The organism is Luteibacter aegosomatis (genome assembly GCF_023078455.1).
In the GTDB taxonomy this organism is placed as follows: domain Bacteria; phylum Pseudomonadota; class Gammaproteobacteria; order Xanthomonadales; family Rhodanobacteraceae; genus Luteibacter; species Luteibacter aegosomatis.
The window spans coordinates 3,292,149-3,315,892 of record NZ_CP095740.1; the positions used below are offsets into that span (position 1 = coordinate 3,292,149).

Below are 23,744 nucleotides of genomic sequence, written 5' to 3' on the forward strand. Positions count from 1 at the left end.
ACGACATGACCCGCAAGACCCTCAAGGTCGCCCTCCTCCAGGACATCGACCACGGCAGCCGCGACGCCAACCTCGACGCCATCGAAGCCGGCCTGCGCAAGGCCGCCGCGGCCGGTGCCGAACTGGTGCTGCTGCAGGAGCTGCACAACGGCCCGTACTTCTGCCAGCGCGAGAGCGTGGAGGTGTTCGACCTCGCCGAGACGATTCCCGGCCCGGGCACCGATCGCGTCGGCGCGCTCGCCGAGGAACTCAAGCTGGTGGTCGTCGCCTCGATCTTCGAGAAGCGCGCCACGGGGCTCTATCACAACACCGCGGTGGTGTTCGACCGCTCGCGCGAGATCGCCGGCAAGTATCGCAAGATGCACATCCCCGACGATCCGGCGTTCTACGAGAAGTTCTACTTCACGCCCGGCGACCTCGGCTTCGAACCCATCCGCACCTCCGTGGGCAAGCTCGGCGTGCTCGTGTGCTGGGACCAGTGGTATCCGGAAGCGGCCCGCCTGATGGCGCTGGCCGGCGCCGACCTGTTGTTCTACCCCACCGCCATCGGCTGGGATCCCAACGACGGCGATGAGGAAAAGGCCCGCCAGCGCGAGGCGTGGATCACCGTGCAGCGCGGCCACGCCGTCGCCAACGGCCTCCCCCTGCTCGCGTGCAACCGCACGGGTTACGAGGCCGATCCGTCGAACGTCGGCGCGGGCATCCAGTTCTGGGGTTCGAGCTTCGTCGCCGGTCCGCAGGGCGAATTTCTCGCCCAGGCCGGCACCGACGCGCCGGAAGTCCTGCTGTGCGACGTCGACATGGAGCGTAGCGAGCACGTTCGCCGCATCTGGCCGTTCCTGCGCGATCGCCGCATCGACGCCTACGGCGACCTGACCAAGCGCTTCCGCGACTGACGCCCACGCCCAAGGACACACCACGCGCATGATGCCCATCGAGAACGACGCCGCCCTGCCCGCCGCGCTGGAAGGCCAACCCATCGAGCGCGTCACGCGCGACGGCGTGGAATACGTCATCCTCGGCACGGCGCACGTGTCGCGCGCCAGCGTGCAGGCCGTGGAGGCGCTGCTCGATCGCGAGCACTTCGACGCCGTGGCGGTGGAGCTGTGCGCCAGCCGCGCGCAAGGCATCCGCGACCCGGAAGCCTTCAAGCAGATGGATCTCTTCCAGGTCATCCGCCAGGGCAAGGCCGGCATGGTCGCGGCCAGTCTCGTGCTCGGCTCGTTCCAGAAACGCCTCGCCTCGCAGTACGGGATCGAGCCCGGCGCGGAAATGAAGGCCGCGATGGATGGCGCCGAAGCACGCGGCACCCCGGTGTGGCTGGTCGACCGCGAGGTCGGCACCACGCTCAAGAGGGCATGGCGCAGCGTGGGCTTTTTCCAGCGCTTCGGCCTCCTCGCCGGCATGCTCGGCAGCGTGTTCGAGCGCGAGGACATCGCCGAGGAAGACATCGAGAAGCTCAAGCAGTCCGACCTTCTCGAAAGCGCCTTCAGCGATTTCGCCAAGGGCTCGGCGCCGCTCTACCGGGCGTTGATCGCCGAGCGCGACGAATTCATGGCCGCGCGCCTGCGCGAGAACGGCGCGCGCATGGATCCCGGCGCGCCGACGCGCAAGGTTCTGGTGGTCATCGGCGCGGGGCACCTCAAGGGCATGAGCGCACAGCTCGCCGAACAGCACGGCAATGCGCGCGACATCGCCGACGAACTGGCCGTGACGCCGCCCGCCTCGAAGTGGCCCAAGGTGATCGCCGTGGGCCTCGTGCTGGCGATCTTCGCCGTCATCGGCTACGCCTTCTACCGCAATCCCAGCCTCGGCAAGGACGCCCTGCTCGACTGGGTACTGCTCACCGGCGGCCTGTCCGCGCTGGGCGCGCTCATCGCCGGCGCGCATCCCCTGAGCATCGTGGCCGCCTTCGTGGCGGGGCCGATCAAGCCGTTCCGTCCCGGCATTCCCTCGGGCGCGATCAGCGCGATGGCCGAGGCCTGGATACGCAAGCCGCGGGTGGGCGACTTCGAACGGCTGCGCGACGACATCACCCACTGGACCGGCTGGTGGAAGAACCGCGTGGCCAGGACGCTGCTCAACTTCTTCCTGGTCTGCATCGGCACCATCGCCGGCGAGTACATCGCGGGCATCCATATCCTCAAGATCATCCTCTGAGGCCGGGTGAGTTGTCCGTCGTCGCGTACCGCTTCTATACTCCAGCGGATACTCGACCCCGGCCCCGCCCGGCACCCAGGGAACTCTTGATGAAGCGTTCGTATCTGATTGGTCTGATCGTCGTAGCTTTGTGCGCCGCATCCGCCGCGCATGCCGAAGGGGACAAAACCAAGGGGCGGCAGCTGGTCTACACCTGCCATGGATGCCACGGCGTGCCGGGCTATGCCAACGCCTATCCCGATTACCACGTGCCGCACATCGCGGGCCAGAACGAGCAATACCTCGTCAACGCGCTGAAGGCCTACAAGAATGGCGAGCGCAAGCACCCCACCATGGGCGCGCAGGCGCAGAGCATGTCCGACGACGAGATCGCCGACATCGCCGCCTATCTCTCCAGTCTCGCCAAGTAAGCCGCCGAGGACGACACGATGACCCGTGGGTTCACCCTGATTGCCGTCGCCGCCCTGCTGGCGCTCGCCACCACCGCCGCATCCGCCGCCGGCGATCCCGCCAGGGGCAAGACGAAGGTCGCCACCTGCGTGGCCTGCCATGGGCAGGACGGCAATGCCGTCGATCCGCAGTATCCGCGCCTCGCCGGCCAGTATTCCGATTACCTCGCGCAGTCGCTGCACGAGTACAAGGACGGCCGCCGCGGCAACGCCATCATGAAGGGCTTCGCCGCCACGCTGTCCGACCAGGACATCGAGGACATTTCCGCGTATTTCTCCAGCATGCCGACGAAATTGTCGGGGCTGGAGGGTCATGTGCAGGGCGATTGACACCCCCATCGCGGACAGGGTCCGCTCCCACCCTTCGGTAGGCAGGCTTGCTACCGGAGAGTGGGAGCGGACCCTGTCCGCATGGGATCTCGCGAATCCCCTCAGCCCACCTTGCGTGCGAAGTAGGGATCCTCTCCCGTCTCGTGGTCGGTGGCGTCACGCACCTCGGTCACTTCCGGAATACGCTCGCGCAGCGTCTTTTCCACGCCGTTCTTCAACGTGACGTCGACCATGCCGCAACCGTGGCAGCCGCCGCCGAAGCGCAGCACCACCACGCCGTCCGACGTGACCTCCACCAGCGAGATGCGCCCGCCGTGCGAGGCGATCTGCGGCGCGATCTCCGTCTCCAGCACGTAACGCACCCGCTCCACCAGGCCGGCTCCTTCGCCGGGCGCCTCGCCCTTGATGCGCGGCGCGCGGATGTTGAGCTGGCTGCCGGTTGGCGTCATCTCGTAGTCGATGTTGGCCGGGTCGAGCCAGCGCATGCTTTCGCCATCGACGTAGAGGTTGAAGCCCTGGCATTCGATGGTCCACTCGTCGCCGGTGAGTTCCGCCGGGCCGCAGAATTCCAGCTCGCATTGCGCGGCCGGCGTGCCCGCCGAGACCACGCGCAGGCGGATGCCCAGGCCAGGCTCGTCCTGCTGGGCCAGCAGGCGTTGGAAATGCGCCTGCGCGCGTTCCGAAATGTCGATCATGGGGGCTCCGGGGAAGGGGGCCGGCGGTGTTGCGCCGAAACAGCACCATTTTAGTACGCTTTCGAGATGCGCGCCGACTTTTGACATTTCAACCGGTGGCGCGCCACGCTTCGCGACTTCCTCCCTCGGACGCGCACCCATGCCGCTTTCCCCGCTCGCCACCCAGCACTGCCAGCCGCGCAAGGGCGCGGAGCACGCGCTCGATCGCGCCACCATCGACGGCCACCTGGCCTCGCTCCCGGGCTGGGCCGTGACGACCGACGGCAAGGCCATCGTGAAGGATTTCTCCTTCAAGGACTTCCACCACACCCTGGGCTTCATCAACGCCGTGGGCTTCATGGCCAACCAGGAAGACCACCACCCCGACCTCGAAGCGGGTTACGGCCATTGCCAGGTCCTGTGGTCCACCCACGATGTCGGCGGCCTTTCGCTCAACGACTTCATCTGCGCCGCACGCGTCGAGGCCCTGCTCGACCGCTGACGTGCCGCCCCGCCCTTCGACGTGGATCGCGATCGCCGCGGCCGTGCTGGCCGCGATGGCGTTCGTCGGCCTGCCCCGCCTGGGTTCCCAGGTGGTGCGCGCATCGCTGGCCGCCGAAGGGGCTGCCGACCGGGCCGCCTATGCCGCCGGGTCGTCGCCGTGGGCCTGGCGATTCGAACGCGCGGACGACATCGTCGCGGGCCACGTGTTCGGCGACGGTACGCTGGACGAGCGCGGACACGCGCTGGCCGTGACGGCCCGTGGCAACGTACCGGTCCAGATAGGCTTTCCCATCGCACGTTCCGCCGATCTCGGCGAACTCGATACGCTGACGTTATCGGTGACCGCCCCCGCGTCCGGGCGGTATGCGCTGCTGGTGCGACAGACCCTCGAGGGCCCCCTGCTTCGCGCGGCCGTCAGCTTGACCGGGCCCTCCATCGCCCTGGACTCGCTCGACTGGCGGGACGAGGCGAACCATCCGGCCGCATCGCCGAAACGCGCGGCCATGTTGCGACTGGAAGCCAGACTGCCTCCAGGCGCCCCCTTGTTTCTGACCGCCGCCGCGCTGGCATCCTCCGGTCCGCGCCACGACCCGACCCGGCTCGCGATACCCCCGGATCTCTCCACCGAAGCCCTCCTGCGTTGGCGGGACCGTCAACACGCCATCCGTCCCGTCGCCACGTTCGGCGATGCCGCGTCGACGCCCGCCGCCCCGTGGCGGCGCGATGTCGTCCTGGCGACCTACGGTGTCCTGCTGATCGCCGCCGGGCTCCGGTTCCGCAAGCCTCGCCCCGCCCGGCTCCGCGATGCCACGCTCGTGCTGGTCGGCCCGCTCGGGTTCATCGCGGGCATGGGTCTATCGACCCGTCCGGCGCCCGTCGACGTGGCGATATTCGGCATGGGCGTGGCTTACGCGGCATTCCTCACCTGGCGTCGAGCCATCCCGCCGTGGCAGGTCTATGGCTCATGGCGCATGGCCGGATGGCCGCTGCTGGCCATACCGGTGGCGATCGGACTGGTCGCGGTGGCGGGGCATGCGCCCGTCTGGCCGTCGCCGGGCCGCATGCTGGTCTACGTCGGCTGGGCCCTTTTCCAGCAATGGCTGCTGCTGGCCGTGTTCGGGGGCATCCTGGCACGGACCCTGCCCCGGCCCATGGCCGTGCTGCTGACGGCGCTGGCCTTCGCGCTGCTGCATACGCCCAACGGCCTGCTGATGCAGCTGTGCTTCGTGGCGGAACTGGGCTGGGCGTGGTGGTTCTTCCAGCGGCGCGCCCTGTTGCCGGTGGCGCTGGCGCATGCGGCGGCCGCCGTGGTGCTTCAGGCCGGTCTGGCCGGAGGCATATTGCGATCGCTCGAGGTCAGCGCCCGCTATCTGCAGTAGCCGGGTGGGGCGGACCCTGTCCGTGATCAACCTCGCAGATTATCCAGGAACGCCTTCAATTCATCCGGCAACGGCGCTGAAAAGTCGTAATTCCGACCATCCAGGTCGAAGCTCATCCGCGACGCGTGCAGGAACATCCGCTTCAATCCCTTCGCCCGGAACCGCTTGTTGGCTTCCTCGTCGCCGTACTTGGGATCGCCCGCCAGGGGATGGCCGACGTACTGCGCATGCACGCGTATCTGGTGCGTGCGGCCCGTGCCGAGGGTGGCCTGCATCAGGCGACAGCCAGGGTACTGCTCCACTTCCTGGAAGAACGTGAGCGAGGGCTTGCCCGCGTCGTCCACCCTGACCATGCGCTCCCCACCCTGCATCACCGATTTCAGGAGCGGCGCGTTCACATCGAACTTCGCCTTGCGCGGCGTGCCGGTCATGAGGCAGAGGTATTGTTTGGTGACTTCGTTGTCGCGGATCAGCGCCTGCAGCCCGGTGAGGCCCGAACGGGATTTGGACAGCACCAGGACGCCGCTGGTATCGCGGTCCAGTCGATGCACCAGTTCCAGGCCGTCGTTGGGCCGGGCGGCCCGGAGCAGCTCGATGGCGCCATGGCTGACCCCGCTCCCCCCATGGGCGGCGATGCCCACCGGCTTGTCGATCACGAGGAAATGCCGGTCCTCGAAGATGACCGAATCGACCACCGCCCTGACCATGCCGGCGGGCGCCACGCCCTCTTCCCGCTCCGCCACGCGAACCGGGGGGATCCGCAACATATCGCCGGCCGCCAGGCGGGTCTCGGGCTTGGCCCGCTTGCCGTTGATGCGCACCTGGCCGGTGCGCAGGATGCGGTAGACGAGGCTGCGTGGCACGCCCTTGAGCAGGGTCATCAGGGCGTTGTCCACGCGCTGGCCGTCCCGGTCCGGGCCGATTTCGACCAGGCGAACACCTTGGGCCCCGTCGAGGGAAGTTACCGTCTGCATTGATAAAACTCGAAATTGATAGGATACTCGGCGAGCGCCAGGCTCCGCTGAAGACTCATCTCTCGCGGGGTGCCGGTTCCGTCGCGTAAGGCGAGTGTCGCGTCATGCCGTCCGAGGGGGCGGCGGACGAAAAGGCACCCCACATCGTAACGGTTCGGGTTGCGGTTGTCCGGCTGGTCCGTAGGGATGCGGTCCGGTTGCAAGGCGCATATTCACGAATCACGCCGGGCCCAGGTATCGGTCCCGGATCTTATGCCGCTTTAAGCCTCATCGCAGCGGCGCGATCCCCGGCAGGCCGCCACATGGCGCCACCGCGGCGCGCGGCCGCGCGGCAAGGCCGAGGAACCCACAATGAAGCGTATGTTGATCAACGCGACTCAGCGCGAAGAGTTGCGTGTGGCCATCGTCGATGGCCAGAACCTGTACGACCTCGATATCGAAATCCCTTCGCGGGAACAGAAAAAAGCCAACATCTACAAGGGTCGCATCACCCGCGTAGAGCCCTCCCTGGAAGCGTGCTTCGTCGATTACGGCGCCGAGCGCCACGGCTTCCTTCCGCTGAAGGAAATCTCCCGCGATTACTTCAATCCCAACGCGGAAGGCAAATCCAACATCCGCGAACTCCTGAAGGAAGGCCAGGAGATCATCGTCCAGGTCGAGAAGGAAGAGCGCGGCAACAAGGGCGCGGCCCTCACCACGTTCATCAGCCTGGCCGGCCGCTACATGGTGCTCATGCCCAACAACCCCCGTGCCGGCGGCGTCTCGCGCCGCATCGAGGGTGAAGACCGGCAGGCCCTCAAGGAGGCCATGGAGCACCTCTCGGTGCCCGACGAGATGGGCCTCATCGTGCGCACCGCCGGCATGGGCCGCGACGCCGAAGAGCTTCAATGGGACCTCGACTACCTCCTGCAGCTGTGGAAGTCGATCTCGGCGGCCGCCAACTCGCAGAAGGCGCCGTTCCTGATCTACCAGGAATCCAAGCTCTTCATCCGCGCCCTGCGCGATTACCTGCGCAACGACATCGGCGAGATCCTCATCGACGAGGAGTCCCTCTTCAAGGACGCCCGCGATTTCGTGCAGCAGGTGATGCCCAACAACCTGCGCAAGCTCAAGCTCTACCAGGATCCCACCCCGCTCTTCTCGCGCTACCAGATCGAAACGCAGATCGAGAGCATCTTCGAGCGCAACGTCCGCTTGCCCTCCGGCGGCTCGATCGTCATCGACCAGACCGAAGCCCTGACCGCCATCGACATCAACTCGTCGAAGGCCACCAAGGGCAGCGACATCGAAGAGACGGCGTTCAACACCAACCTCGAAGCCGCCACCGAGATCGCCCGCCAGTTGCGCATCCGCGACGCCGGCGGCCTGATCGTCATCGACTTCATCGACATGGACAGCCCGCGCCACCAGCGCGAGGTCGAGGAGCGCCTGAAGGACGCCCTGAAGGCCGACCGCGCCCGCGTGCAGATCGGCCGCATCTCGCGCTTCGGCCTGCTGGAGATGTCCCGCCAGCGCCTGCGCCCGAGCCTGGGCGAGGCCACGCAGATCGTCTGCCCGCGTTGCGAGGGCCACGGCCACATCCGCAGCGTGGAATCCCTGGCGCTGTCCACGCTGCGCCTGATCGAAGAACACGCGATGAAGGAAAACACCGGGCAGGTCCTGGTGCAGGCGCCGCCGTCGGTCGCCAACTTCCTGCTCAACGAGAAGCGCGCCAGCATCGTCGAGATCGAACTGCGCCACAGCGTCCACGTGGTGGTGGTCGCCGACGACAAGCTCGAAACCCCGCACCTGGAAATCACCCGCATCCGCGAAGCGGACATGGGCGAGCACAGCAAGCCGAGCTACGAGCGCACCACGCCCGTGGTCGCCACGGCATTGCCGAAGATGGGCCAGATGCTCGGCAGCGGCGAACAGCCGCTGGTGACCGGCGTCGTGCCGGCGTCGCCCGCCCCGATGCGCGACGAGGTCGAGCCGACCGCACCGGCGCCGGCTGCCCCGGCCAAGGCGGCGCCCGCCGCGCCCACCGGCGGCTTCTTCTCGCGCCTGTTCGGCAGCCTGTTCGGCGGTGGCGCCCAGCCTGCCCCCGCGGCCGCGCCGCCGGCACCGGCCAAGCGCGAGGACACCCGCCAGGGCGGCCGCAACGAACGCAACGGCCGTCGCGGCGAAGGCCGTAAGGGCGGCGAGTCGCGCCAGGGCCCGTCGCAGGGTCAGCGCAAGGACACTATCCAGGGCAAGCCGCAGGGCCAGGGCCAGCAGCAGGCCAAGGCGGGCAACAAGCCCCAGCGCCAGGCCGAGGACAAGCCCCAGCGGCAGAAGGGCAACCGCCCCGAACAGGACAAGCAGGACAAGCCCCAGCAGCAGGCCGGTGAAGGCCGTCGCCAGCAGCCACGCGGCGAACGCGCACCGCAGGGCGACAAGACCGAAAAGCTGGACAAGACGGCTGCCGCCGCGACCGTGGCCGCTACGGGTGCGGCCGTAACCGTCGCCGCCGCGACGCGCGCGCCGGTCGAGAAGCCCGTCACCCCGGCCCCTGTCGTCGAAGAAAAGCCGGTATCGCCGGAAGCCGAAGCGACCGAGACCGCCTCCGTCGACGACAACCTCTCCGCCGCATCCGCTGAAGGTACGCGCGAAGCGGGCGAAGGCGGTCAGCGCCGCCGTCGCGGACGCCGCGGCGGCCGTCGTCGCCGTCGCCAGGAAGACGGCACCCAGGCCGGCGCCCTCGAGGGTTCGGCCGGTGCCGACGATCTCGACGACGAGGATGGCGACGAGGCCCCGGCCACCGCTCGCGACAGCGACAGCGTGCCGCCGGTGCTGGACACCGCCGAGGCCGCGAAGCATGCCTTCACCGTGGATAAGCCCAGCGAGGTCGCCACGCGCCCCGCCGGCACCACGGACGACGACGGCGACGGTGAAAAGGTGCCTTCGGCGCTTACCCTGCCCTCGCTGCCCAAGCTGCCGCCGATCCCGGGTAGCGTGCACGCCGCCGCGCCGGTCGCCTCGGGTGAACCGGTGGCGACACCGGCCGATGCGGCCGAGGTGCGCGTCACCGAGCGTCGCCAGACCGAGTCGGATGCCCCGCTGAAGAACGCCCCCCAGGCCGTCTCCGTTGCCGAGGCGGAGGTCGAGCTGCCCGTCGTCGGTACGTCGTCGGATGCGACGCCCGCCTCCGTCGACGCGCCCTCGTCGGTGCTCGATGCTCCCGCCCGCGGGCTGGTCGACGAAGCTCTCGCCGCTCCTGTCGAAAACGATAGCCGGCCGCCGGTGCACGACGAACCCGCAGCTCCCGCCGAACCGGTGACACCGACGTTCGCGCCGGTGCAGGCGGCACCCACCGTCGAGTCGACGGAAGAGCCGAACGCGCCGAAGGCCGATGCACCCGTCGCCGCGGCGACCGCGCCCGCCCACGTCGAGCCGGAGACCTCCACGCCGAGCGACGAGCAGACCAAGCGGAAAGCGGCCCTCGACACGCCGGACGTGGCGGCCACCGCGGCACCGGCTTCGGCCGAGGCACCCGATCCGGCCGCCTCCACGCCCAAGGCTCCCGAGGCGTCCAATGTCTCGCACGTGTCGCAGCCCGTATGGGCAGCCCCGGCACAAGGGGATCTGCTCACGCGTCCGCGTCAGGAGCCGCCGTCCCACGGCGACGAGTCGAAACACGACGCCTGATGGACACACCGGGAGGAGCCAGCTCCTCCCGGGTAAGTGGGTCGTACAAAAAAAACGCCGGGTCATGCCCGGCGTTTTTTCGTCATGTCGTCGATGCGTTCAACTACCGACCTGATGATTATGCGTATCGAGCAACCCGTGAACGGTCATCAGATGGGCCAACCCCACCACATGATCGACGTGCAGCTTCTCCATGAGCCGCTGCTTATAGGTCGAGACCGTTTTCGGGCTGAGATTGAGACGTTCGCCGATGGAGGTGAGCGGCATGCCGCGCACCAGCATCATCGACACCTCCATCTCGCGCGTGGACAGGGTATCGAACGGTGAATCCGAGCCGTCGAGCGTCGCCAAGGCGAGTTGCTGCGCCACCGTGGGCGCGAGGTAACGGCGACCGCTGGCCACGCTTCGCACGGCGCTGAGCAGTTCCTCCGCATTGCACCCCTTGGTGAGATATCCCAACGCACCGGCATCGAGCAGGCGCTTGGGGAACCGTGCGTCGTCGACGACGGTGAGGATGACGATGTTGGTTCTCAGTTTGGCGCGGATGACCCGCTCCGTCAGCTCGACGCCACTCATGCCCGGCATGTGGACATCGACCAGAGCGATGTCGGGGGACTGTGCCCTGATGAGTCGCAGACCTTCTTCCGCCGTCCCTGCCTCCCCTCGAATCCGGAAATCCGCCTGTTGCTGCAGGATCATCCGGAAACCGGTCCGAACCAACTCGTGGTCGTCAACCAATACTACGTTAATCATTTGGTGCCCTCCCTGGGCCGACTGTACTTCTGAGCGCGCTCCATCAAAAGCGCACAGCCTGCGAATGCATACAATGCCAGATGTGCAGGCGAGACAACCAGCGTCCCAGTATGATCCGAACTGTCCTTGGCCTCATATAGCGGAGTTACCCTCGCCATACGCGAGGAAAATTCCCGTACACGTTGTCGCTGAAGCCTCACAGGAAAAGGTGAGTGCTTTCTTAGTTTTCGCGCCGTTTCGCCAAAAAGGCGCGTTCACTCCCCTCACGGGATACTGACAAAACCGTCAGCCCAGGACACGCAAGGTGGACCCTCCCCCCACCACGAAGGAGGTTCCCCATGGCCAACGAAAAAGGCCGTCCGCCGCAGCACCCGGGACAGAACGATCCGCCGCCAAAGGATCCGTCCCCTTCGACCCGTCAACCGGAAACCGATGCGTCCGGCGATCCCCTGGACGATACCGGGGAAGACAACCAGCACAAGAAGCCGGATTAGTCCCGCTCCCGATCGTGGCGCAGCCTGCGCTGCGCCTTTCCGGCCAGTATCCGCCTTACCAGCACGATACCGGCGAGGACGGCGAGAACCGGCCCCCAGCGACCGCCGGTAGCCTGTATCAACAGCCTGCCGGCGGCCATCGCCCCGATGGTGTTCGTTCGATCGTTCGGCATGTCCACGCCCTCGCCGTGCCCTGTGGCGGGCAGACTCCAATGCAGCGGATGCCGACGACGTGAAAGAGGTGGCTAGGGCGCCTGCACGCGATGCGATGGCGCGGCGTATCATGCAGTCCGGTTCCATCCTCGCCACGTACCATGCGCAAAAGCCTGTCCGACTACCTGCCGTGGATCGCCATCGTGCTCGCGGTCATTGTCGCGGCGGTGTATTTCGATACCCGCTCGAAGAATGCCGGGGCACCCGAGACCTACGAAAGTTGCCTCGCTCGCCTGACGGTATCGGACGAAAGCGAGGCGGATCGCGCGTTGAATCGCTCGATCTGTGCCGACAAACCGAGAACGCCGCCCACGAACGCCGGCAAATAAAAAAGCCCCGGCGTCGGCCGAGGCTTCTTTTGAATCTGGAGCGGGAAACGAGACTCGAACTCGCGACCCCGACCTTGGCAAGGTCGTGCTCTACCAACTGAGCTATTCCCGCTTGGTGAGCCGGTCATTATAGGGCGATTTTCGATTCGTGCAAGCCCGCCGAATTCAGGCGGGGAAGACCGCGGCAATCGCCTCGACGGGCCGACGCAGGAGGGTCTCGTTGAAGGCGATCGGCAGTCGGCCGTCCTGCGCCCCGCCCAGGGCGATGTCGGCCTTGTGGGCGCGCTCGCCCAGTCCCGCGGCCACGCTGTCGTCGAGGCGGAGGATGGCGATGTTGCTTGCCCTCGGCACGCGCTCCACGCGGATGCCGGGCACGGTATCGAGGCGCTTGAGCAAGGCCTCGCCCGCGGCACGGACCTTGGCGAAGCGTTCGGTGAAGCCGTCCAGGTGGCGTAGCGCGGGAAGCGCGGCGGGCCAGCCGTGGTAGAGGGTGCCGCCGAAGATGTGGCGCACGTGGCGGGCACGCTCCATGCGCGCCTTGTCGCCGGCGAGGATCGCGCCGAACGGCGCGCCCAGGTACTTGTAGAGCGATACGTAGACCGTATCGAACGGCGCCGCATACGTGCGGGGATCGAAACCCGCCTGCCCGCTCATCAGCAGCAGGCGCGCGCCGTCCAGGTGCATGCCCGTGCCATTGCGCCTGGCCAGCTCCGACAGGCGCTGGATCACCGCAAGATCCACGCACGAACCATCGAGGCGGCGCACCGGGCTTTCGATGGAGATCGCGCCGATCTCCACGGGATAGGGATCTTCCCCGCGCTGGTTGAACGCCGCTTCCGCGGACGCGACCAGGGCCTCGTCGGTGCCGCCGTCGAGCGGCACGGGATTGATGCCGCTGAGTACCGGCGTGGCGTCTTCTTCGTCACGGTAGACGTGGCTTTCCTTCTGCAGGAGCAGGTGGCGACGTTCGCCGCAGAGAATGCGTAGGGCTACCTGGTTCGCCATGGTGCCGGTAGGCATGAAGACGGCGTCCTCCTTGCCCAGCATGGCGGCGAAACGCGCCTCGAGCTTGCCTACGGCGCCTTCGTGCAGATAGGCGTCGCCGATGTCGGTATCGCCTTGCAGCGCGGCTTCGAGTTGCCCAGGGTAATGAATGGCCCGCGACGGGATGCCGTCGCCCGCCAGCGCGACCACCTTCTCGACGGGAATCGGCTTGCCCGTCGGCGCGGCCCATGCCGTACCGCCCGCGGCAAGCGCGAGCGCGCCCACCGGTACCGACTGGATGAACTCACGACGACTGACCATGCCAAAGCCCCCGCGGTGGTGGATCGCTGGAGGCTCGCACGGCGAGCGGCCACCGGCCATGTGCCGAAAGGCGGGATATCCATCGCGGACAGGGGCCGCTCCCACCCTTCGGTAGCAACCATCCTACCGGAGGGTGTAAGTGGACCCTGTCCGCGATGCCCGCGGAGCCGAACCCCGCCTACCTCGGACAGGCCTGCGACGTCGCCCCCAGCAGCGCAGGCACCACGCGCGGAGCAACCACGATGCGATCGAGGTCGGGCGCGAAACCGGTGGCATTGCCGAACTGGATCGTGTTGCGGCCCTTCAGCAAACGCACCTCCAGCACCTTCGCCACCGGATCGTCGAAACTGCTGCCGTCCAGGGCCAGGTCTTGCGGCGTGGCGCCGTTGATCGACATCTGCAAACCGCGCGGCCCGCTGGTCGCATAGTCGATCTCGAGCTGGTAGACGCCCTCCCTCGGCACGCTGACGTTGGTGAACGTGACCGAATTGGCGCTGCCGCCACCGATGTTGCCGGCCTTGGCCAGACCCGAGAAGTAATTGCTGAAGCCGGCGGTGACCGTGCCGCCCAACGTCGCCGACTCGGCCTCGTAGGTGGTGGCGTCCGAACGCGGCGCATCGCCGCGACCGCTGATGGCGATGCGATCGAGGTCCGGCGGGTAGCTCACCGCGTTGCCGAACTGGATGCGGTTGTTGCCCTTGCGCAAGCACACCGGCACGACGCTGCTCGAGGGCAACTGGAAGCTGCCGCCGCCGGAGTTGAAGGTCTGCTGCGGGCCATCGTTGACCTGGAAGAGGTACGAACGCAGGCCTTGCGTCAACGAGTCGATGCGCATCAGGTAAGAGCCGTCGCGCGGTGCGTACACGTCGTTGAACGTCACGGTATTGTTCGCGCCCAAGCCGAGGCCGCCGACCTTCTTGCCGCCGGAACAGGCCACGCAATCGTAGGCGGTCGCCGTGCCGCCCAGCACCGCGGTTTCGGCTTCGTGGCTGACCGACGGGTCGGCCGCCACGTGTCCCGGCAGCGCCTGCACCAGCAGCAGTTGCGTGCCGTGCCCCGGCAGGATGGTCACGTGGTTGCCGTAGGACGGGCCGAGTTCCTTGTGGCTCCACAGGTCGCGAACGCGCAGCGCACCGGTGATGCCCATGTCCTTCCACGGCAGCTCGACCACGGCCTTGGTCGCGTTCATGTTGAACAACGCCACGTAGTAACGCCCGTTGCCGAGATCGCTCACCCACACCGGCAATTCACCGCCGCGAAGCTGTTTCGCCGGCTTGCCCGACTGGTTTACCGCGATCACCTCGTCGTTGGTGGCAATGGCCTTGCCGTCGGCGTCGAGCTTGGTGAGGTCGCCGCCGAGGTAGAGCGGCGCGTTGGCCATCGACCACAGCGTGAAGGCCGAGCGCTTCTCGTCGAGGCTCAGGCCGTCGAGCGCGCCATCGCCGATGTCCAGCGAATCGAGGTCGTTCCAGCCCTGCGACGGGCCGGTCACGTCCTGCCAGCCGGGAAGATCGCGAAAGCGCTTCTCGATGCGCGGCCAGTTGGTGAGCGTGGCGCAGCGGCTTTCGCACTCCACGTCGTCGTCGATGCGGCGCGCGTTCGACCAGGTGCGCCAGACGTCAATGTAATCCTTGTCCACCTGCCACGACACGGTGAACCAGATGGGCCGGCCGCTGCGCGCGATGGCCTTCGACCACGCGGCGACATCGTCGCGGTTGTCGATGTGCAGGTCGTCGCTGTACGAGCCCGGGGTAACACCGTCGAGCTTGATGAAATCCACGCCCCAGGATGCGAACAACGCCACTACCGAATCCATGTACTCCTGCGCGCCCGGCTTGGAGAAATCGATCTTGTAGTGGTACGGCGATTCGCCCGGGCCGCCGAAGGCATTGCCCGCGCGGTGCGGCAACGCGAGGATGTCCTGGATGTGGTACGGCGTACCGAGGATGGGATAGTTGCCCTGCACCGCCGGCTCTTCCACGCCGGGGATCCAATAGATGCCCGCCTTCTGTCCGTTGGCGTGGATGTGATCGATCATCGCCTTGATGTCGGGGAACGTCGTCGGATCGGGGATCGGACGGCCGTTGCCGTCGAACGCGCCCATCCAGCCCGAATCGAGGTTGATGTAGGTATAGCCGTGATCCTGCAGGCCCGACGCCTTGAGCGCGTCGGACTGCTTGATCATGTTGGCCTGCGTAAGGAAGTTGGACTCGATCGTCTGCTGGCTGAAACTGCTCCAGCCGAGATACGGTCTTTGCGCCACGCCGTTGACCTGGGCCGAAGCGCCCGTGGCGAGGGCTAGCAACCCGCAGGCGATGGCGAGGCGGGTGCGTGACGGAAACGAAGCGTTGCGATCGTGCATGGCGCGACTCCATGGGTGAAGGAAGCGCCCGCTCTCGCGGGCACGGTAGAAACCCTTGGTCGAACGTTCGATGACGTGGCGCGCTGCGCGCCGTCGGCGCGGGCGATCTCAGGACTCGCGCGTGAACACCGCGCCCGCCGCCACGAGATCGCCCTTCAACATCAGGTCCAGGCCGTGCTGCATCCAATAGGCACCGCTCGCCACCTCGGGCGTGCCGGGCATCGCCTTGCCATGGATGAAACGCAGGCGGTAATGCGCTTTCGGATCGAGTCCGCGCAAACGCAGCGTCGGGAAGGGACGTGCTTCCTCACCCTGCCGCTGGAACGCGAACAGCACGACCTGCTTGCCGTCGGTCGACACCGACTCGGTGGCCGACCATGGCGCCCTGTTCTGCGGCGACACCAGGCGATAGAGGTCGCCACGCTGCACGGTGGCGCGAATGGTCTTGTACTCGGCGATGTAATGGCGCGCCGTCTCTCCATCCGCCGGCGTCCACTCCAGCAGGTTCGCGCCGATACCCAGGCCACCCTGCATCGAGGAAAGGAAACGGAAATCCAGCGAACTGGTGCGGTTGTTCACCCAATTGGGCGAGCCGGTGACCCAGGCCATCATCGTCGCCGGCGCATAGGCCTGGCTGAAGCCGTCCTGGATGGAGAGGCGATCGGACGGATCCGTATTGTCCGACGGCCACACCTCGTCGGTCAGCGCCATCACGCCCAGGTCGACGCGCGCGCCGCCGCCGGAGCACGATTCGATCTCCAGCCCCGGATGACGCTGGCGCAGGCGGCGGAAGATGTCGTAGAGATTGCGCACGTAGGTCACGTAGACCTTCTGCTGATCTTCCGGCGACATCTGTGGCCAGCCCGGCTCGGACCAGTTGCGGTTGTAGTCCCATTTCAGGAACTGGATGTCGTTCTCGGCGAGCAACTTGTCGAGCACGTCGGTCACGTAGGCCTTCACGTCGTCGCGCGCGAGGTTGAGCACCAGCTGGTTGCGCCCCTCGCTGCGCTGGCGGCCCGGAAAGTTGAGCACCCAATCCGGATGCGCGCGATAGAGGTCGCTGTCGGGATTGACCATCTCCGGCTCCACCCACAGGCCGAAGCTCATGCCGAGCCCGTGCACCTTGTCGATGAGCGGCTTAAGGCCATTCGGGAACTTCGTGCGGTTCACCGTCCAGTCGCCGAGGCCGGCATGGTCGCTGTTGCGCGCACCGAACCAGCCGTCATCGACCACGAAGCGTTCGACGCCGAGCGCGGCGGCCTTTTCGGCCAGTTTTTCCTGTCCCGCCTCGTCCACCTTGAATTCGGTGGCCTCCCACGAGTTGTAGAGCACGGGGCGCGGCTTCGCCGACGGGCCTTCGGGAAGGATGCGGTTGCGTTCGAAGCGATGCAGCAGGCGCGAGGCCTCGCCCGCGCCGTCCGGCGTGTAACCGGCGTAGAAGATGGGCGTGTTCAGCGATTCGCCCGGTTTCAGGCGATAGCCGAAGTCGAAGGTATTGAAACCGCCGGTGACGCGCACCTGGCCGAGGATGTCCTCGTCCACGCGGATGCGCCACGAGCCGCTCCACGCCAATGCGCCGAACCAGACGTCGCCGTGTTCTTCGTTCCATTCACCGCCGCGGCCGATCGCGAACCAGGGATTGTTCTCGTCGCCCGTGCTGCCGCGCCGGCTTTCCAGCACGGTGGAACCCGGCGCGATGGCGCGGGTCTGCAGATGCCATTCGCCGGCCCAGGTGCCGGTGAGATAGCGCAGCGAATAATCGCCCGCGGGAAGGCTCCAGGTGGCGGCGGCCGCCTCGTCGACGGTGAGCGCCTGCCTGCTCTTGTTCTCGATGTGCGCGGAGCGGCCGACGATGCCCGTGGCCGCGTCCATGGTGTAGCGCAGCGTCACTTCCACGCCCGCCTGCTTGTCGTCCATGCGGATCGACAGGCCGTCGCCTTCCACGCGATAGCTGTCGTAGCGGAGCACGAGGTCGCGATTGCCGTCGTCGAAGCGTACCTTCAACGCGGGCGTGGTGGTGATCGCGCCGCCCCACCCTGCGTATTCCTGGCGCGTGACGGCGGCGGAGGGATCGAACGAGGAGCGCTGCGGAGGGATCTGTGCCGGGCCGAGCGGATCGTCCTGTGCCAGCCGGGCACCCCAGTAGAGCGTCTGCAGGCGGCCGTCGGCGTTCACGCCCATGGCATAGGTGACGCCGGCGGCGTCAAGGCGGAATACCTTGTGCTCCGCATCGTAGCGTGGCGTGACGTCTTTCGATGCCGCGAAGGCCGACGGCGCGATGAAGGCGCCACCGGCCAGGACCAGCGCAAAACGGGATGCATGGATACGGAACATCGGCGGATCGTCCTCTTCGTTCGTAAGTCGGCCAGTGTGGCGTCGCGAGCGCGGCGCACTCAACCGACGGGTGCTTCCACGCGAAAAAGGAACCTCCGTTCCATGGAGGTTCCACGGGCAAGCTCGGTCATGCCGTTGGCGACGGCACCACCCGGGAGGTGGACGGCATCGATGGGATGGTCCACCGGTTCGAAACAGAAGAAATCCTCGCCGGCCGGCACGTAGAGCACGTAGACGTGGTCTTCCGCGTCGATGTGCAGCTTCATGCGCTTGTCGGGCCATTCCACGGTCGCGCGGCCCGTCCATCCGGTGAAGGCATGATTGAGCCCCTCGTCCGGCAGCGGCACCGACGTGGCGAAGTCCCACGCCCGTGGCGGGGCCACGTGTTCCGTCGGCATCGGACCGTGCCCGTCGTTGAGCCAGACGCCGGTGGCGGGCGCATGCAGGCGTACGCCCCCGTGGCGGGGAAAGAACGGGTGCAGGCCGATGCCGAAAGGCAAGGTCGCCTCGCCCGTGTTGATCACCCGCAAGCGCACGTCGAGCACGCCGTTGGCGAGCGCGTAACGCATGGTGGCGTGATAGGCGTAACCGCCGGGCAACCGGTCTTCCAGGGTCATCCTCGCCGTACGGGCGTCCCGGGTCTCCACGGTCCATGGCCTCTGCCAGGCGCTGCCGTGGATCGGATACGGATCGTCATCGCGATTGGGCGACAGGTCGACACGGTGCCCCCCATGGGTGAAACCACCGCCAGCGATGCGATTGCTCCACGGCACCAACGGATAGCACGCGAGCCGGTTCGGCTCCGGTCGGCCCGGTGCCACCTCGTGGCCGCCCTCGTAAGGCCGCATCAAGGGCACGGCACCGTCGTCGCCCAGCCAGTCGAACCGCGCGACGCCCCCTCCCACCTCGGGCAGGAGCACAACGCGAAGCCGGCCATCTTCGAGCTCGATCACGTCAGAACGTTCCCCAGTCGTATGACGCGCCGACGGCGAAAGCCCGCCCGGTCCGCGACGTCCCAGGGACTAATTGTAGTATTTTATTATAATCGGGCCGCAAGCTGCGGCGCAGCAAACGCCGAAACCGCGTTGGGGCGCCGGTCCGGCTAGCTCTTTCGGGTGCGGCGGCCGCGACCGCTGATGTTGTCGCGCGACTCGGCGACCATGCGCAGCATGGCCTGCCGGGCCACTTCGGGCTGCCGCTTCTTCACCGCTTCGTACACCTTCTCGTGATGCGGGAGGGCCAGCTTGAAGTTCTCCGAATTGCGCGCGGAAAGCAGGAAGAACGTGCCCAGCGCCGTCTCGATCACGGAGAAGAGCGACACCATGAGCTCGTTGTTGGTGGCGCGCAGCAGGGATTCGTGGAAGGCGAGGTCCGCCTCCGCCCACGCGTCGAGGTCTTCGGAGGCGGCCATCGCCTCATAGGCGGCCTTGAGATCCTCCAGTTGCTTGGGCGTACGCCGCCTCGCCGCGGCCGCCGCGGCGGCGGGCTCGATAAGCTCTCGCATTTCCACGAGTTTTTCGACGAAGCTCTCCGTGGGCATCTGCGCGCACCGCCAGGCCAGCACGTCGGCATCGAGCTGGTTCCAGTACATCGCATCGCGCACGCGGGCCCCGGTGCGCTGGCGCGACTCGATCAGGCCCTTGGTCACTAGCACCTTCATCGCCTCGCGCAGGGCCGTGCGGCTCACTTTCATCTGTTCGGCCAGCACCTCTTCGCGGGGTAGCCCCTCCCCCGGCTTGAGCTTGCCGCCGACGATCATCTGCCCCAGCTCCTGGACCACTTGGCCATGCAGGTTACGAGTGGTCACGGGCTTCACGATGCGTCGCTCCTCAAGGACTTGGCGTGTCAAATCACGCGCGGCAACGCTACACAGCGCCGTCCTCGGGAGTCAAATCCGCCCGTTCGGCGGCCACGCGTGCCCCCGGAAGCGCCTCGGCGCCGGGGCGACTCAAGGATGTCGAAAGAAGAGGTACACCGCGCGATACGGAATGCGGATGTCGCTCCCCGCATGCGCGGCATCGCAACCCGACCCGGGCGCGATACCCCCTTCGGTACGCGTCCGCACGACGAACTCGACCGTCGCCATGCTTCCCATCCCCCCATGCGCCTTCGCGCGCAGCACCAGCCAGGGTATCGCACCGGCGTCCGGCGACGGCGAGGTATTCAACGCTTCGCCGACGACCGAACTGCCGTCCGACGACTGCCACGTGGGACCGGCGAAATGCCTGCCGACGACGTTGCCCTTCGCGTCCTTCAGCGTCGCCTCAGGCGCTTTCAGTTGCCACGCGTAAGACCCGACCCTGGCGGCGCACGTGTAGATCTGCACGCCATCGGCGAACGCTTCGCTGGCCTTCGGCGACGTCGCAACATCTTGCGACGTCGCGATGGGCGCGAAGAAAAAAGCGCACGCCGCCATGGCGAAGGACGGGAAAAAACGAGCCGGTGTCGATGAACGCATACGTCAGGCCGCGAGTAGGTGATCGCTTCGATCATCGTGCATTGCGACGCCACGGAGTGAGGCACAGGTTGCAAATACGCATCGTCACGGCCGTCCATCCGTCCATCGCTTGGCAACCCAAAATCATCCTGATACAACCCAGACACGCGCCATCGTCCCCGGCATCGGCAACGACGGTGGCGCGAAGCTGTTCGACGCGAATCCGCGTTTACCGGGGTGCCACCGACATGCTCCAGGACGACGTCGCCTCCGGTGACCGCGCATGCGTTGCCGCGTGTTCCATGCCCTCCTACCCACGAAGGTGAGTCAACGATGCCCGACCGTAAGCGCGCCACCCTCGATCGCACCTCCCGGAAGGTCCTGGCCCTCTGCATGGGCATGGCCTTCGCCGGAAGCGCCTTCGCGCAATCCACCACCGGCTCGGTAGCGGGCACCGTCGGCGGCGGGGGTGCCGGGCAAACGGTGCGTATCGAGGGCTCGAACGGCATACGCCGCGAGGTCGGCGTCGATGCTTCCGGTCACTACCAGGCATCGTCGCTGCCCGTCGGCACCTATCGCGTGAGCCTCGTGCGTGACGGTGCGACCGTCACCACGCGCGAAGGCGTCGAGCTTCGCGTCGGCGGTTCGGCGCAGATCGACTTCGCGGGCGCGGGTGGCACGGGCACCGCCTCCGCCACGGAACTGGGCGGCGTGAACGTCTCGGCGACCACGCAACCGCCCATCGACGTATCGACCGTCGACTCGCGCACCGTCATCACCTCGCAACAGCTCAGCCAACTTCCGCTGGCCCGCACCGCCGAAGACATCGCCCTGCTCGCGCCGGGCACGGCCAGTTCGGGCGCGCTATACGGCAGCCGCATCGGCGGTGGCGGCAACCTCGTGTCCTTCGGGGGTTCGAGCGGCGCCGAGAACGCCTATTACATCAACGGATTCAACACCACGGACCCCTACAAGGGAGAGGGCGCGCTGCAACTCCCCTACGGTGCCATCGACCAGCAGGAAGTGCTCACCGGCGGCTACAGCGCGAAGTACGGGCGATCGGACGGCGGCGTGATCAACCAGGTAGGCAAGAGCGGCACCAACACCTGGCACTTCGGCTTCCAGGCGCAGTGGAGCCCGCAGTCGCTGCAGTCCTCGCCCGACAACATCCGCTATGCGAACAACCGCTTCGCGGGCCAGTTGTACGACTACCGCAACGACGACAAGAGCTGGACGACGACCTATAGCGGCTACATCGGCGGCCCGCTGATCGAGAATCGCCTGTACCTCTTCGCGGCGGCCGAGGAAGACACGACGCGCGGCTACACCACGGCCACCAACGCCGATCCGTCGAACCCCGACGCCGAGGCCTCGCGGCTGCACTACAAGAACAAGACGCCGAAGTGGTACGGCAAGATCAACTGGAACATCACCGACGACAACATCCTGGAACTGACCGGCATCCACAGTGAGCAATCGGGCTCGGGCACGAACACGAACTTCAGCTACGCCAACCTCGCCACCGACGGCACCACCGCACCCAACGTGCTCACCAAGAGCGGTGGCACGGCCTACATCGGCAAGTTCACCAGCTACGTCAACGACGACATCACCTTTACTGCCCTGTGGGGGCGTATGCGCCTGCACGACTACAGTTCGCCGGCCGGTTACGACCCCACCCTGCCCTACCTGCAGAACATCACCGACCAGGACCCGCAGGTCACCGGCGGCCGCTCGATCAGCAACCTGCAGACGATTTCGTCGCTCTCCGCGCCCGACCAGGGATCGCAGAACACCAGCCTGCAACTGAACGTCGAATGGAAGCTCGGCGACCACACGCTCAACCTCGGCATCGACAACGACAAGCCCGAGACCATCGACCAGGGCAACAACCAGTCCACCTGGACCTACGGCCAGAGCGCGGGTGCCATCGACGTCGCCAACGGCATCGGCGCGCCGGGTGGCCGCGGCTATTACGTCGTCAACGAGATCACCAACGGGGCCTCGGGCGTGAAGACCGTGGAAAAGGCCCAGTACGTCGAGGACAACTGGCAGGTCAACGATCGCTTCCTGCTCACCGTGGGCGTGCGCAACGATGCCTTCGCCAACTACAACAACAGCAGCGTCAAGTTCACCTCGCAGAACCACAACTGGTCGCCACGCGCGGGCTTCAGCTGGGACGTGTTCGGCGACGCCACGCTGAAGGTGTTCGGCAACCTCGGCCGCTACTACCTCGCCATCAACAACAACACGGCCTATGACGGCGCCACCGGCTACCTGTGGCAGCGCGACTACTACACCTACACGGGCATCGCCGCCAACGGCATGCCGACGGGCCTGGCGGAGTTCGGCTCGTACAACGTCAACGGCCACACGGGCCAGGCACCCGACCCGGCGACGGTCGCCTCGAAGAACCTCGGCGCGGAATACCAGGACGAGTTCATCCTCGGCGCCACCAAGGCACTGGGCGACGCCTGGATCGCGGGCATCAAGGGAACCTTCCGCAAGCTACGGCAGATTTCCGACGACGTCTGCGACAGCGACAACCTGCTCATCGACAAGACCAAGGCCCTCTACGGGCTCACCGACGACCAGATCACGGCCAATCGCGGCGCCTGTTACATCTTCAACCCGGGCAAGAGCAACGACTTCCGCGTGGCCACCACCAACGGTTACGTGACCACGCGCATGAGCGATGCCGACTGGGGCTTCGCGCAGGGCCCCAAGCGCAACTACTACGCGCTAGAAATGTTCCTCGAGCACCCCTTGGCGAACGGCCCCTGGGGTGGCCGGCTCGACTACGTGTTCTCGCGGAGCTACGGCAACTCCTCGGGCCTGCTCACCGCGAGCCGCGGCGACGATTCGGTCGGCGTGACGCAGGACTGGGACAACGCCTACGTGATGGAAAACGCCAACGGCCTGGCCAGCAACAACCATACGCACCAGATCAAGTTCAACGGCGTCTATCGCTTCTCGCCCGAATGGCTGGTGTCCGGCGTGATCCGGCTCGCCTCCGGTGCGCCGCGTTATTGCCTGGGCTTCTACGGACCCACGCCCGACGACCCGGCCACCAATACGCCCGACGGGTACGGCAGCCTGTACCACTGGTGCAACGGCCAGCCGTCCCCGCCCGGCAAGCAGGGCGACCTGCCCTGGACGCGCCAGGTGGACGTGAACCTCACCTATGCGCCCGCCTTCGCCGACCACAAGCTGTCGTTCAACCTGAGCGTGTTCAACGCGCTCAACGAGCAGCGGCCGCTGGCGATCTACTCGCGTTTCAATTCCAGCGCCACGCCCTCGCAGCGCAACGATCTCTATGGCACCGCCACGGTGCTGGAGCCGCCACGCTACGTGCGTTTCGGCGTGAACTACGATTTCTGA

At 66.8% G+C, this 23,744-nt stretch carries 20 protein-coding genes and 1 tRNA gene; 10 read left to right on the forward strand and 11 right to left on the reverse strand.

Annotation, left to right across the window (positions count from 1 at the left end; genetic code table 11):
- The first annotated feature begins 5 nt into the window (after positions 1–5).
- The 4 genes from L2Y94_RS14795 to L2Y94_RS14810 all read left to right on the forward strand — a co-directional run bounded on the left by L2Y94_RS14795 (position 6) and on the right by L2Y94_RS14810 (position 2,939).
- A complete protein-coding gene (locus L2Y94_RS14795; protein ID WP_247367910.1) occupies positions 6–896 on the forward strand; it encodes a carbon-nitrogen hydrolase in 891 nt (296 codons plus the stop codon).
- A gap of 28 nt (positions 897–924) precedes the next feature.
- The gene (locus L2Y94_RS14800) at positions 925–2,160 is read left to right on the forward strand and encodes a TraB/GumN family protein (RefSeq protein ID WP_247367912.1); all 1,236 of its coding nucleotides are present in this window, start codon (positions 925–927) and stop codon (positions 2,158–2,160) included.
- A gap of 89 nt (positions 2,161–2,249) precedes the next feature.
- On the forward strand, positions 2,250–2,570 hold the full coding sequence (locus L2Y94_RS14805; protein ID WP_144910068.1) for a c-type cytochrome: 321 nt from the start codon (positions 2,250–2,252) through the stop codon (positions 2,568–2,570).
- Positions 2,571–2,588: 18 nt separating this feature from the next.
- Positions 2,589–2,939 carry a c-type cytochrome gene (locus tag L2Y94_RS14810; protein WP_144910066.1) on the forward strand — a complete coding sequence of 117 codons (351 nt, stop codon included), beginning with the start codon at positions 2,589–2,591 and terminating at the stop codon, positions 2,937–2,939.
- 101 nt (positions 2,940–3,040) lie between these two features.
- Here the strand turns inward: L2Y94_RS14810 and L2Y94_RS14815 are convergent, their stop codons facing one another.
- Positions 3,041–3,634, reverse strand: coding sequence for an NfuA family Fe-S biogenesis protein (locus L2Y94_RS14815; RefSeq protein ID WP_247367914.1), 594 nt, complete (start codon positions 3,632–3,634; stop codon positions 3,041–3,043).
- Between the two features lie 139 nt (positions 3,635–3,773).
- On the opposite strand from L2Y94_RS14815, the gene L2Y94_RS14820 reads away from it, so the two are divergent.
- Positions 3,774–4,115, forward strand: coding sequence for a 4a-hydroxytetrahydrobiopterin dehydratase (locus L2Y94_RS14820; protein WP_247367916.1), 342 nt, complete (start codon positions 3,774–3,776; stop codon positions 4,113–4,115).
- 1 nt (position 4,116) lies between these two features.
- Positions 4,117–5,496 (forward strand): CPBP family glutamic-type intramembrane protease, encoded by a 1,380-nt coding sequence (locus L2Y94_RS14825; protein ID WP_247367926.1) that lies wholly within the window; start codon positions 4,117–4,119, stop codon positions 5,494–5,496.
- 26 nt (positions 5,497–5,522) lie between these two features.
- Here the strand turns inward: L2Y94_RS14825 and L2Y94_RS14830 are convergent, their stop codons facing one another.
- The gene (locus tag L2Y94_RS14830; RefSeq protein ID WP_247375269.1) at positions 5,523–6,377 is read right to left on the reverse strand and encodes an RluA family pseudouridine synthase; all 855 of its coding nucleotides are present in this window, start codon (positions 6,375–6,377) and stop codon (positions 5,523–5,525) included.
- Between the two features lie 444 nt (positions 6,378–6,821).
- Between L2Y94_RS14830 and rne the strand changes: the two genes are divergently transcribed.
- Positions 6,822–10,136 carry a ribonuclease E gene (gene rne / locus L2Y94_RS14835; RefSeq protein WP_247367928.1) on the forward strand — a complete coding sequence of 1,105 codons (3,315 nt, stop codon included), beginning with the start codon at positions 6,822–6,824 and terminating at the stop codon, positions 10,134–10,136.
- Positions 10,137–10,235: 99 nt separating this feature from the next.
- On the opposite strand, the gene L2Y94_RS14840 is transcribed toward rne, so the two are convergent.
- Positions 10,236–10,889, reverse strand: coding sequence for a response regulator (locus L2Y94_RS14840; protein ID WP_144910053.1), 654 nt, complete (start codon positions 10,887–10,889; stop codon positions 10,236–10,238).
- Positions 10,890–11,227: 338 nt separating this feature from the next.
- Between L2Y94_RS14840 and L2Y94_RS14845 the strand changes: the two genes are divergently transcribed.
- The gene (locus tag L2Y94_RS14845; protein ID WP_247367945.1) at positions 11,228–11,383 is read left to right on the forward strand and encodes a hypothetical protein; all 156 of its coding nucleotides are present in this window, start codon (positions 11,228–11,230) and stop codon (positions 11,381–11,383) included.
- Here L2Y94_RS14845 and L2Y94_RS14850 read toward each other — a convergent pair.
- Entirely contained in the window at positions 11,380–11,556 is a 177-nt protein-coding gene (locus L2Y94_RS14850; protein WP_247367948.1) for a hypothetical protein, read from the reverse strand. The genes L2Y94_RS14845 and L2Y94_RS14850 overlap by 4 nt on opposite strands.
- Positions 11,557–11,697: 141 nt before the next feature.
- Here L2Y94_RS14850 and L2Y94_RS14855 point away from each other — a divergent pair, with 141 nt between their 5' ends.
- Positions 11,698–11,925: a hypothetical protein gene (locus tag L2Y94_RS14855; protein WP_247367951.1), complete on the forward strand. Its 228-nt coding sequence runs from the start codon at positions 11,698–11,700 to the stop codon at positions 11,923–11,925.
- A gap of 36 nt (positions 11,926–11,961) precedes the next feature.
- Here L2Y94_RS14855 and L2Y94_RS14860 read toward each other — a convergent pair.
- The 7 genes from L2Y94_RS14860 to L2Y94_RS14890 all read right to left on the reverse strand — a co-directional run bounded on the left by L2Y94_RS14860 (position 11,962) and on the right by L2Y94_RS14890 (position 20,252).
- A tRNA-Gly gene (locus L2Y94_RS14860) sits at positions 11,962–12,037 on the reverse strand.
- Positions 12,038–12,090: 53 nt separating this feature from the next.
- Entirely contained in the window at positions 12,091–13,230 is a 1,140-nt protein-coding gene (locus tag L2Y94_RS14865; protein ID WP_247367954.1) for a threonine aldolase family protein, read from the reverse strand.
- A gap of 178 nt (positions 13,231–13,408) precedes the next feature.
- Complete coding sequence (locus L2Y94_RS14870) at positions 13,409–15,592, reverse strand: alpha-galactosidase D (RefSeq protein ID WP_247367973.1); 2,184 nt, start codon at positions 15,590–15,592, stop codon at positions 13,409–13,411.
- A gap of 108 nt (positions 15,593–15,700) precedes the next feature.
- On the reverse strand, positions 15,701–17,926 hold the full coding sequence (locus L2Y94_RS14875) for an alpha-galactosidase (RefSeq protein WP_247367975.1): 2,226 nt from the start codon (positions 17,924–17,926) through the stop codon (positions 15,701–15,703).
- Positions 17,927–17,985: 59 nt separating this feature from the next.
- Positions 17,986–18,879, reverse strand: coding sequence for an aldose 1-epimerase (locus L2Y94_RS14880; RefSeq protein WP_247367978.1), 894 nt, complete (start codon positions 18,877–18,879; stop codon positions 17,986–17,988).
- 149 nt (positions 18,880–19,028) lie between these two features.
- Complete coding sequence (locus tag L2Y94_RS14885; protein ID WP_247367981.1) at positions 19,029–19,733, reverse strand: FadR/GntR family transcriptional regulator; 705 nt, start codon at positions 19,731–19,733, stop codon at positions 19,029–19,031.
- A gap of 141 nt (positions 19,734–19,874) precedes the next feature.
- Positions 19,875–20,252 (reverse strand): DUF3455 domain-containing protein, encoded by a 378-nt coding sequence (locus tag L2Y94_RS14890; RefSeq protein ID WP_247367983.1) that lies wholly within the window; start codon positions 20,250–20,252, stop codon positions 19,875–19,877.
- Positions 20,253–20,696: 444 nt separating this feature from the next.
- On the opposite strand from L2Y94_RS14890, the gene L2Y94_RS14895 reads away from it, so the two are divergent.
- A complete protein-coding gene (locus tag L2Y94_RS14895; RefSeq protein ID WP_247367986.1) occupies positions 20,697–23,744 on the forward strand; it encodes a TonB-dependent receptor in 3,048 nt (1,015 codons plus the stop codon).

Coding starts and splice junctions, on each gene's coding strand:
- L2Y94_RS14795 (WP_247367910.1), top strand. CDS start 6: ATGACCCGCAAGACCCTCAAGGTCGCCCTCCTCCAGGACATCGACCAC.
- L2Y94_RS14800 (WP_247367912.1), top strand. CDS start 925: ATGATGCCCATCGAGAACGACGCCGCCCTGCCCGCCGCGCTGGAAGGC.
- L2Y94_RS14805 (WP_144910068.1), top strand. CDS start 2,250: ATGAAGCGTTCGTATCTGATTGGTCTGATCGTCGTAGCTTTGTGCGCC.
- L2Y94_RS14810 (WP_144910066.1), top strand. CDS start 2,589: ATGACCCGTGGGTTCACCCTGATTGCCGTCGCCGCCCTGCTGGCGCTC.
- L2Y94_RS14815 (WP_247367914.1), bottom strand. CDS start 3,634: ATGATCGACATTTCGGAACGCGCGCAGGCGCATTTCCAACGCCTGCTG.
- L2Y94_RS14820 (WP_247367916.1), top strand. CDS start 3,774: ATGCCGCTTTCCCCGCTCGCCACCCAGCACTGCCAGCCGCGCAAGGGC.
- L2Y94_RS14830 (WP_247375269.1), bottom strand. CDS start 6,377: ATGACCCTGCTCAAGGGCGTGCCACGCAGCCTCGTCTACCGCATCCTG.
- rne (WP_247367928.1), top strand. CDS start 6,822: ATGAAGCGTATGTTGATCAACGCGACTCAGCGCGAAGAGTTGCGTGTG.
- L2Y94_RS14840 (WP_144910053.1), bottom strand. CDS start 10,889: ATGATTAACGTAGTATTGGTTGACGACCACGAGTTGGTTCGGACCGGT.
- L2Y94_RS14845 (WP_247367945.1), top strand. CDS start 11,228: ATGGCCAACGAAAAAGGCCGTCCGCCGCAGCACCCGGGACAGAACGAT.
- L2Y94_RS14850 (WP_247367948.1), bottom strand. CDS start 11,556: ATGCCGAACGATCGAACGAACACCATCGGGGCGATGGCCGCCGGCAGG.
- L2Y94_RS14855 (WP_247367951.1), top strand. CDS start 11,698: ATGCGCAAAAGCCTGTCCGACTACCTGCCGTGGATCGCCATCGTGCTC.
- L2Y94_RS14865 (WP_247367954.1), bottom strand. CDS start 13,230: ATGGTCAGTCGTCGTGAGTTCATCCAGTCGGTACCGGTGGGCGCGCTC.
- L2Y94_RS14870 (WP_247367973.1), bottom strand. CDS start 15,592: ATGCACGATCGCAACGCTTCGTTTCCGTCACGCACCCGCCTCGCCATC.
- L2Y94_RS14875 (WP_247367975.1), bottom strand. CDS start 17,926: ATGTTCCGTATCCATGCATCCCGTTTTGCGCTGGTCCTGGCCGGTGGC.
- L2Y94_RS14895 (WP_247367986.1), top strand. CDS start 20,697: ATGCCCGACCGTAAGCGCGCCACCCTCGATCGCACCTCCCGGAAGGTC.